This is a genomic window from Haloferax sp. s1 (genome assembly GCF_058382125.1).
Genome location: NZ_JBZRPK010000616.1, coordinates 1 through 10004, shown reverse-complemented (window position 1 = coordinate 10004; position 10004 = coordinate 1). Strand labels below are relative to the sequence as shown.

7 protein-coding genes and 1 pseudogene are annotated in these 10004 nt (G+C 58.7%); 7 read left to right on the top strand and 1 reads right to left on the bottom strand.

What is annotated here, in order from left to right:
* The 5 genes and pseudogenes from QT222_RS12925 to QT222_RS12905 form a co-directional block, all read left to right on the top strand.
* A pseudogene (locus tag QT222_RS12925) lies at window positions 1-444 on the top strand (hypothetical protein); the annotation flags it as partial.
* Window positions 445-609: 165 nt separating this feature from the next.
* The gene (locus QT222_RS12920; protein ID WP_491477407.1) at window positions 610-1668 is read left to right on the top strand and encodes a glycosyltransferase family 4 protein; all 1059 of its coding nucleotides are present in this window, start codon (window positions 610-612) and stop codon (window positions 1666-1668) included.
* 207 nt (window positions 1669-1875) lie between these two features.
* Complete coding sequence (locus tag QT222_RS12915; RefSeq protein WP_491477406.1) at window positions 1876-3069, top strand: LolA family protein; 1194 nt, start codon at window positions 1876-1878, stop codon at window positions 3067-3069.
* A gap of 308 nt (window positions 3070-3377) precedes the next feature.
* Complete coding sequence (locus tag QT222_RS12910; protein WP_004060906.1) at window positions 3378-3749, top strand: ArsR/SmtB family transcription factor; 372 nt, start codon at window positions 3378-3380, stop codon at window positions 3747-3749.
* 1 nt (window position 3750) lies between these two features.
* Window positions 3751-4062: a DUF7521 family protein gene (locus tag QT222_RS12905; protein ID WP_491477405.1), complete on the top strand. Its 312-nt coding sequence runs from the start codon at window positions 3751-3753 to the stop codon at window positions 4060-4062.
* A gap of 130 nt (window positions 4063-4192) precedes the next feature.
* Here QT222_RS12905 and QT222_RS12900 read toward each other — a convergent pair whose 3' ends face one another.
* A complete protein-coding gene (locus QT222_RS12900; protein WP_004060908.1) occupies window positions 4193-6055 on the bottom strand; it encodes an asparagine synthase-related protein in 1863 nt (620 codons plus the stop codon).
* Window positions 6056-6364: 309 nt separating this feature from the next.
* Here QT222_RS12900 and QT222_RS12895 point away from each other — a divergent pair, with 309 nt between their 5' ends.
* Window positions 6365-8155 carry a hypothetical protein gene (locus QT222_RS12895; RefSeq protein ID WP_491477404.1) on the top strand — a complete coding sequence of 597 codons (1791 nt, stop codon included), beginning with the start codon at window positions 6365-6367 and terminating at the stop codon, window positions 8153-8155.
* Window positions 8156-8388: 233 nt separating this feature from the next.
* Window positions 8389-9936 (top strand): lipopolysaccharide biosynthesis protein, encoded by a 1548-nt coding sequence (locus tag QT222_RS12890; protein ID WP_491477403.1) that lies wholly within the window; start codon window positions 8389-8391, stop codon window positions 9934-9936.
* Window positions 9937-10004 lie beyond the last annotated feature (68 nt).

Below are 10004 nucleotides of genomic sequence, written 5' to 3'. Positions count from 1 at the left end.
GTCTTTGTCCTCGACGAGAGTCGAGAGCGCCACGACGGCGATCTCGACGCCCGTCCGTTCGACTTCCATCCCGCGCTCGTCCACGATGTACTCGCCGAGGCGAATCTCCTCGTCGCTGATACGCAGACCATGGTTACCGAAGCGGCGCTCCTCGGGACACCCGCTATCCGGTCGAACACCTTCGTCGGCGAAAACGACATGGGAAACTTCGTCGAACTCGAACGAGAGGGCCTCATCTCCAATTTCAAGTCGTTCGACGAGGTCAAAGCGCGCGCGGAAGAACTGCTCACCGACGACGGAGCCAAACAGCGCTGGGCCGAGCGACGAGACGACTTCCTCGCAGACAAAGTCAACTTATCCGAAGTTATCGTCCAAGTCGCACTGAACTACGGTTCGGTCGAATCCGTCGATTCGCTGTCCCGACACACCGTCCCGGTACGATGACCTACGCCCTGTAAATGGGACCCTACACACCTTGTCACGTGGTCTCCGAATGCCGTCAATCGCTCCATAACTAACCGCCTAACGACCCATCTTGGCATTGAGTGGCACAGTCCAGCGCCCGCCTCGACTCACGCTCATCATGACTACGAAGAAGCTCACCTCATCATGAACGACAAGAAGACGCTCCTCATTGTCGGACCGAAGGGAACCGGTGGTATCGACCGATACATCACCGAACAGCGGCGCTACCTCGAAGACCGGATGCATGTCCGACTCTACACGCGGTACACCGCTCCAAAGGGCGATGGACTCGAACGAGCCACTCGAATGATTCTGTCCTCGCTGTACGCTATCCTCCTCTTTCCGTTTCAGTCCCGCCCGGACATCGTCCACGTTCACTCTTCGCACACGTACTCATTCTTCCGCTCGGCGTTTTTCGTTCTCTTTTCGGCGTACGTCTGGCGCGTCCCCGTGGTCCTCCACATTCACGGCTCGTCGTTCGACGAGTTCCTCGCGACGGACTCGCGTCTCGTCCGACGCCTCCAATCGGCCGTTTTTGACACCGTTGACGATGTGGTCGTCCTCTCTGAGTACTGGCGCGGACTCGTCGCCCAACTCGCCGACGAAGAGAAAGTCCACGTCATAGCCAACGCTGTCGACCCTACCGAGTACGACCCGACGTATCCGACCGGCCCTGTTCACCTCGTCTTCATTTCGAATCTCATCGAACGGAAAGGTATCGACGAACTCCTCGACGCCATCGAGGTGCTGGCGTCGATGCCGGACCTTTCATTCGAGGTGAGCATCGGCGGCGGCGGTCCGTTCGCCAACCGCGTCGAAGCCATCGCATCGGAGCACGACAACGTGACCTACTACGGGTTCGTCCCGGAGGCCAAAAAGCAAGAACTCATCAGTCGCGGGACGGTGTTCGTGCTTCCGACCCACGCCGAGGGTCTCCCCATTGCAATGCTCGAAGGCATGGCTGGCGGAAACGCGGTTGTGTCCACGCCCGTCGGGAGCATTCCCGAGGTCATCACTGACGACCGCGGCATCCTGGTCACGCCGGGTGAAGCACGGGAGTTGGCGGAGGCACTCGCTCACCTCATCGCCAATCCCGAAGAAGCAGTTCGGATGGGTCGGACGAACAGAACACTCATCGAAGAGCGCTACTCGTGGCAGTCGAATGCTGACAACCTCGTGGAGATGTACGCGGACGCGAACTAGCCGGAGACGAATTTTCAAATATCCCTCTGCTCATCTCATCTTTTCTCCTCTCTCCACACCCCTCTGCTCATCTTTTCTCCTCTCTCCACACTCCTCTGCTCACTACCTCGGCCGCTCGATTTAGGCGAGCCTACTGGTTCGGACCACAAGTGTTTAACTGGCGGTAGTGTCACCAATCAGTTGAAACACCACCTCAGCCCCGCCCGTATGACCAATTCCCTCCCAATCGACAGACGCACACTCGTTGCCCTCTTGATTCTTGGAGCCGTGCTCCTCGCCAGCATCTGGGCGACCGGGACAGTGATGACTGACAACAGTCCGTCCAGTCCATCAGTCGACGCGAACGTGAGCGAGCGCTACCGTTCCATCGACGCCCTCAACGCGACTCGAACAGTTGTCCTGCAGCGCAACGGAACGGTAACGACCCAAACCGTCGCTGACGTGACTCTCGTGCCCGGAACTGACCACAAGCGAGTTCGGTTCCAGAATGATACGTCGCGTCGCTACGAACTGCAAGTTTCCAATGGTTCGACTCTCTGGCTCCACGACAGGGACCAGCGTGTCGTTACTGCTATCGAGTTGACCGGCCCGCCAACCGGGTCGGCGATGTCCGGCCGTCTCCAGCGACTCGTCACGGCGGCGGGCCTGACAGACGGGTCTGGGCGACCACAGCCTCCGGATGTGGCACCGCTTCCGGTTGTACCGCGCCACACTGCCCGTTCCCCAGCGGACGACGAAGCTGGTGGGTACACTGTCGAGTACGTCGAGACCGCCTCGGTCGGCGGTCGGGACGCATACGTGCTCAGCGTTCGTCCCACTACGAACCAAACCGACACGCACTATCGACAGCGTCTCTGGCTCGACACGGAACGGTTCTACCCGCTGCGCAAACAGACTGCATGGACTGTCGACGGAACCCAGCGGTCGGTGACGACCACGTATACGGACGTGACGTTCGATCCGCAGGTATCGGCGGATACGTTCCGCCCGGAAATTGGCTCCGAGACGACGGTTCAGCGTCCGGAGACCCCCGAAACAGAGTGGTACCGCAGTGTCGACCGCTTAGCGGCACAGACTTCTATTACGGTGCCAAACCCGTCGATTCCGTCCGAATTCGAGCTGACGTATGCCACCCAGACCACCGGGCGCGTCCAGAGTGTCGGACTCCGGTACGCGACGGAGGGTCGACTGCTCACAATTTCCAAGTACAACATGACCTACGCCATCGATTCCGAAGAGCGGGACCTGACTGTCGATGGCCGGCCAGCGACGCTCGACTACGGGCCGACGACCTCGCTCTCTTGGACCTGTGACCAGTACCGGTACACTGTCCGGGGTACCGGCGTCAGCACGGAGCAACTTGTCGAAGTCGGCCGGTCGGTCGGCTGTTCGGCTTCGTGAACAAGGGGTAGTTTCTGACTCAGAAACTCCCCCCACCTTTATATTATCCGACGGGTCCTCCGTTGAACTGCGATGGATGTCTCGGAGTAAACAAGGTGCTTGCCCGCACCTGTGCCTCATCTCCTATCCGTCGCAGTATCACGGTAACTCCCGTGGTCCCCGCTGACGTGTGATTAAGCCCTCCAAAACACACTCGAATCCACTGCCCCACAAGCTATCTGCACTCCGCTGTCGGCTCGTCCCTGCCGAATTACTGACCCAGAAACCAGTCAGGCTTTTTATTCGGCTTGCGGTCTTCCAGTCGAAGCGTGAGTGAGGATCCGGAGCTGAGTGATATTCTCGACATCCTCAGCGACGAGTACGCCCGGGACATCCTCGCAGCAACAAGTGTCAAGCCTATGTCCGCGCAAGAACTCGCCAACCAATGTGAGATGTCTAAGCCGACGGTGTACCGGCGGGTCGAACAATTGCAGGAATACGATCTCGTAGAAGAACAGACGAAGATACAGACTAGCGGCAACCACTACAATGTCTACGCGGCCACGCTCTCGGAGTTCTCCCTCGAGTTGGACGAAGGTGCCTTCGAGACATCCGTGACGCGAAGCCAGCCGGAAGCGTTCCCCGGCCAACAGGAGACAGACACCGCGGACCGCTTCAAGAAAATGTGGGAACACCTCTGAGATGGTCGGACTATCTGCGGTAGTCGACTGGCTTATCATCGGGCTCGCCTTCGGCTCGACGCTCGTCGGCGGTTACGTGGGCTATCAGGCCTACCGAGGATATCGCCGCCACGATAGTCGGACAATGCGGGCGCTGTCGCTGGGGCTGTTTCTCCTCACGGCCGTCGCGTTCAGCGTCGCGTTCGTCGGCTCATTGCTCCTCCGAGAAGGGTACATCGGGCTGCGCTATCAGCGTCCCTTGACACTTGTCACGCGCACGTTCCAGTTCTTCGGCGTGCTCCTCATCGCCTACTCGTTACATTCCCGGGAATGACCTTGCGCCCACGTTCTGCCTTCTAGAATCTCGGGCTCTCAATTCCGAAATCGAATTCCTCGGACGCGACGGACTGTCTCTCACTTCACTACTCTCTCCGACTCGTGTAGACTTCGACGGTATCTGACCGTCAGTCAGCGGTTTGCGTGGCGTCTTCTGTGGGCTGCGCCGCCACCTCGTCGGTCGTGGCCTGTTCTTCGCGGTCGATATACTTTCGAACCCAGAGTTCGCCCGTAATGATACCCGAGATGGCGCTCATGTGTTCGGCTTCGCCGGTTAGCTCTTCGAGCTGGAGGCGGCGAATCTCGTCGGCATCGAAGTACGGGCGCTCGCACGCGGAGTCGAGCAGGTCGTCGACACGCTCGCGGAGCGCGCGGTTTTGACGGTACCACTCTCCGACCATCGACCGACCGCCGTAGGTGTGGACATCACCGATAACATGCTCACGGATGCGGTCGACAGAGGTGCCAACGACGAAACCAGCGGCGTGTTGCCACATCGGGCGCGCGGGCGGGACTTTGGTTCGTTCGTAGGGGATGTCGGCCAGTCGGCTGTCGAGTCGTCGAACCAGCTCTATTTTCGGGTAGGCGGTTCCGGCGGGAACCGCCCCGTTCGTGAACGGAATCGAGCCGACACGGTGCGAAAGCGGCATTCGGGTTACTGCGTCGAGGAATTCGGTGTCGCTGAAGGGGACGCGCGTCCCGGCTTGACTCTCTGCGATGGGGTTGCTCGCAAAGTCACATCGCGGGAAGTAGTTCCGATAGTAGCAGTCTAGCGCGGTACTGTAGAGGTCGGACTGGTTGCTTTTGAGCACCTCCTCGCGGTAGGTCGTCATCGGGTCGAAACTCGTCCGAAGGAGTTTGCGTGCTTCGTCGATGTCGATGCGGTGTTTGGCGCGGTAGAGCGCCGCTTCGGGTGACTTGCTTCGTTCCACTGCGGCCCGTCCGATGCCGTCGCCCATCATCCCGCCTTGTCCACACCCTTCGATGAGAATGTCGGGTACCTCGGGGATGTTGAACACCGCAGAGAGGTTGGTGAACGTCGACAACCCGACCATCCCGCTCGTCAGTTGGACGGATTTGTCGAAATTGTCCACGAAGCCGTCGGAATCGAGCATCACACGCTTGTTTTCGACGCCGAGTACGTCCGAGACGCGGGCGGCGAGTTCGAGGTTGCTTCCGTTTGCGGGGTTCGAGTCGTAGGTGTACGTCGTGATGTCGTGGTAGCGACTCAGTTCCGAGGCCATCGAGCGACTGTCGAGACCGCCGGAGAGCCACAGGCCGACATCGCCGTCCACCGTCTCCGCCATGTCGGCGATGACCGATTGATACGCCTCGGTGAGGTCGTCGAGGTACGAGTCGTCGTCGCTCTGTTCGAACGTGTGGTGCCAGTAGGATTCTATTTCGTAGCCCGAACCAGCCTCGTATTCGAGTACGGAACCGGACGGGAGGTAGTTAACACCCTGAACGAGCGTCTTGTCGCCCCAGACGTGACCAATCAGCAGCAGGTCACTGATAGCGCGTTCGTCGACCTGCGGGTCGTCGAGTAGTGTGGTGAGCGCTCCGACTTCGGTTCCGAACGCGAACGGCTCGCCGTTTTCCTCGTCGCCGTCGACGTAGAAACACTGTCGCGTTCCCAGTTTATCGCTGGTGACGACGATTCGCCCGGTAGCGCCGTCGATAGCAACGATGAGAAACGTTCCGTCGAGTTCGGGCAGGAGTGCGTGCGGGTCATCGAGGAGTTTCTCGAACAGCGTGTCGGTGTCGAGACCGAGTTCATCGAGGTTCGTGACCACGCCGTAGACAGCCCCTACACGCGAACCGTCTTCCCAGAGCGTGCATCCCTTGGGGTCTTTCGCTCCGTGGTGGAGGACTGAGACACCGAACCCGTCGGTAGAAAGCGTTGCGGACTCATACCAGTCTTCGTGGTACAACTCGGCGGCACACGCTCCGAGGGTTGTGTCGTCGAGCGCTCCGCCGACAAACCCAGTCATGACCACCACTCGCTGCGGATTCGTTCACGGGTACGTGCCGAGACTGCTGTAAGTAGCATCGATACCCAGATATCTGCTAGCGTTGGGTTTTGTTATCGCGCGCCTATACTCGGTTGAATAGCCGATAGCGACCTCACAGGCGCATCTTCGCTGTCTATTCGACACCAACAAGAAGAGCAGAGACGAATGGCTGTATCCGGCTTTTGTAGGCTAAATCACTGTCTTCCAACACAGACCTGCGTTCGGCTGCCGTCCTCCAGAGCGTTACATTCTTAATAACAAAATTCGCGACTCACCTTCTCTCACCAGATGAAGCAACGTGATTCACGGGTCACGAGAACACTCCTCATCGTCGGGTTTCTCGCAGTCGCCGTCGGCATTCTCGTCGCGCACGCGTCACCAGCGCATCGCTACGAGGTCTCCCTCTATCAGTCGACTCCAATAATCTTCTGGGCTGGCGTGGGCCTCGCAGTACTGGCGTCGCTCGTTGTCATGGTTTTCGCACCGAATAGTCGGGCCGCAATCGGCGGACTTGCACTCGCCGGTCTCGGTATTACGTCTGTTTCGGCGCTTCCGCTCATCCGTCAGTACTACTTTTATGGGTTCAACGACTCGTTGACGCACCTCGGATGGGCAAAATCGATTGCTGCCGAGACGATATCCCCATTCGAAATTGTCTACCCGAGCGGCCACATCTCCGCCGGGATGTTCAGCTCTACGCTCGGGCTGGATATCGCTACGTCGATGATGCTCGTCGTCTTCTTCCTTTCGCTCGTCTATCTCGTGTTCGTCCCGCTTATCGTTTCCATGATCGTTCCCGACCGAAAGGCCGTCCTCATTGCGGTCTTTTCCGGGTTGCTGTTCCTCCCGGTGAACCTCAACGGGTTCAAACTCATGTTCTTCCCCTACTCGCTCGCGTCGTTCCTCGGCGTGGTGCTTCTCTACTTATTCTTCAAGCACCAGTTCTCGGTGACTGACGAGATGGAGAGTCGATGGCGTCGTCACGTCACACCAGTCTCTATTCTGTTCACCGTCGGGACGATTGCCGTCGTTGCGTATCATCTACAGGCCGCCCTCAACTTCCTCGTCCTGTTCGTCGTTGCCGCTGTAATCCAGTTTGTCCAGCGCCAACGGAAGGCACCTGGCGTTTCAAATCAACGCCCAGTCTATGGGCTGACGTTCGTCTTTGCCGTGGTGTCCGTCTACTGGTTCACGCAGTATTCAGTCGGTGCTTCGACTAGCGGGTTGTTCATCGACGGTGTTCTGGGTCTCTTCTCGGGTGATTCGGCCGCTGGGACGGCTATTGCCCAACGAACCGGATCTGTGTCTGCCGTCGGCGGCGGAATCCTCGACGTGTTCGTCAAACTGTTCCTCGTGAACGCGGTGTACGCGCTGGTGACGTTTGCTGTCTTCGTCGGTCTCTTGTTCGGGCGATTCGACGACTTGCTTCCGCGTGGTCGGTCCATCCTTCTGACGCTGACGTTCAGCCTCGTCGTGTTGGTTCCGTACTTCTTCGCGCACCTGCTGGGTGACCTCTCGGGGACGAATTTCTTCTTCCGTCACGTCGGCTTCTCGATGATTTTAGCCACCATCGTCGGTAGTGTCGGGCTATACTACGCCTTCGAACGACTCGCAGCAAGCAGATTCAGTACCGCGTTCAAGACCGGCGCACCCATCGCAGCAGCACTCGTCATTGGACTGTCGCTGATGGTCATGTTCCCCTCGCCGTACATCTATCTCCCGTCGAATCACGTTCCGGCACAGCAGATGCAGGCCTACGATACCGCCTTCGAGATGTCGGACGAAGACGTTCGGTTCGTCGGTATCCGGGGGAATCCGGACCGATTCGCCGAAGCCCTCCCGAACAGCCCGACGCCAGAACTCGGCTTTACGACGCCTGATGAGGCACTGTCTGACCTTCCACGCTACTACGACGGCCCGCGGTATCTGATGGTCTCGAAGACGGACTACGACAGGGAGGTGACCGCGTACAGGGAACTGCGATACTCGGACCAGAACCTCACAGCCGTCCGGAACCAGCCAAACGTAAACCGTGTTATGTCGAACGGTGCTTCCGACCTCTATTATGTGGCCGGGTAGTTCGGGTCGACTAACTAGTCCCCTCGTGGATAGTCTGCCCTTTCGAACCCAGTAGCGAGTCAATAATTAATCACCTCGTGAGCCGATGTGGAGCCGAGTGGTAGGGAGTTGGAACAGTAGTGGGAGTGGAGTTGGAATAGTAGTGGGAGTGGAAGTGGGGCAGTTGTCGTGAGTGTGGTACAGCGCGCGAATGCACAACCGTCGTCTCGGCGACGGCCAGACAAGGGTCTCTGATGATAGATACACTTCGCTCGATTATCCGCGCCATCAAGCGTCGCTTCGTCCCCGGTGAGGGCGACCTCACAGAGCGGACAGTAAAGAGCGGCATGTGGGTGTCGGCGATGAACGTCCTCGACCGCGTGTTGAAGGTCGTCATGTTCATCGTGCTCGCTCGGTTGCTCGGTCCCGAAGCAATCGGATTGATGGGGATTGCGCTTCTCACGATTTCGGCGCTGTTAAGCCTCACAAACCTCGGTATCGACGCCGCGCTCATCCAGCGCATCGACGACGATGTCGACGAGTATCTGAACACGATGTTCTCGTTGGAGATTCTCCGAGGCTTGTTGATGAGCTCTATCCTCTATCTAGCCGCCCCTGCTCTCGCCTCGCTGTTCGGCGAACCCGCGGCGCGGGACCTCATCCGGGCTATTGCGTTGGTTCCCATCTTCCTCAGCCTGCGGAATCCCGCGATGGTGTACTTCAAGAAAGACCTCGAATTTCACAAGGAGTTCACCTACCGAGTCAGCGGAACGATGGCCTACGTCGTGGTCGCACTCGGCTACGCCGCCATTAGCCCGACTGTGTGGGCGCTTATCTTCGGTTACTTGGCGGACGCTGGCGTGCGGGCACTGGCCACTTATCTCCTTCATCCGGACAGCCCGTGGCCCTCCTTGAACCGCGAGTACGCCGCCGAACTCATCGGCTACGGAAAGTGGGGTACTGGTTCGTCTATCGTCGAGTTCCTCTACGGACAGGGTGACGACGCAATCGTCGGATGGCTCCTGACGGCGACCACACTCGGGTACTACCAACTCGCGTACCGAATCTCGAACGCGCCAGCGACCGAAATCGCCGTCGTCGTTTCGAGCGTGATGTTCTCGACGTATTCGAAGCTTCAGGAGGAACAGCACGCCCTGAGGGAGGCGTTCTTCAGCACGTTCCGGTTGACTGCCTTCGTTGCGCTTCCCATGTCTGTCGGCATCTTCCTCGTTGCACCCTCATTTGTCGGCGCGTTCCTCGGGTCTGACTGGCTTCCGATGGTCGCGACGATGCAGATTCTCGTCGCGTACGGGTTGTTCCGCACACTCTTTGCGACGTTCAACCCCGTCTGGCGAGCGGTCGGTCGTCCGGATGTACAGACGAAACTCGGGACGCTCAGAGTCGTGCTCTTGGCGATTATCGTCGTTCCGATGACCAGCACCTTCGGTATCGAGGGGACCGCGCTCGCCGTCACGGGAATCCTATCGTTCCCGATGATTCCGCTCTACGCACGGGAGATGAAGAAGACACTCGGAACGACATACACTCGCTTCCTCCGCGAAATATCGTATCCCACCTTGGCGACCGTCGTGATGGCTCTCGCGGTGCTTGCAGTCCAAAGCCAGGCCAGGGCCCCGCTCGTAGAATTCGGGCTTCTGGTCGCAACTGGCGTCGTGGCCTACGTCATCAGCGCAGCATCTCTGATGGCGCTTTTCGACTGGCGGGGCGAACAGAATTCTACGGGACCCTCTTCGATCGAGTCGGCGGTTAAAATATTTTGTCTTGCTAACCGGAACAGTTAAATTGTTTAGCTCACCCACTTTATCACTGAATATATTGGTCGACTTACAAATAGTAGCAACCCGCCACA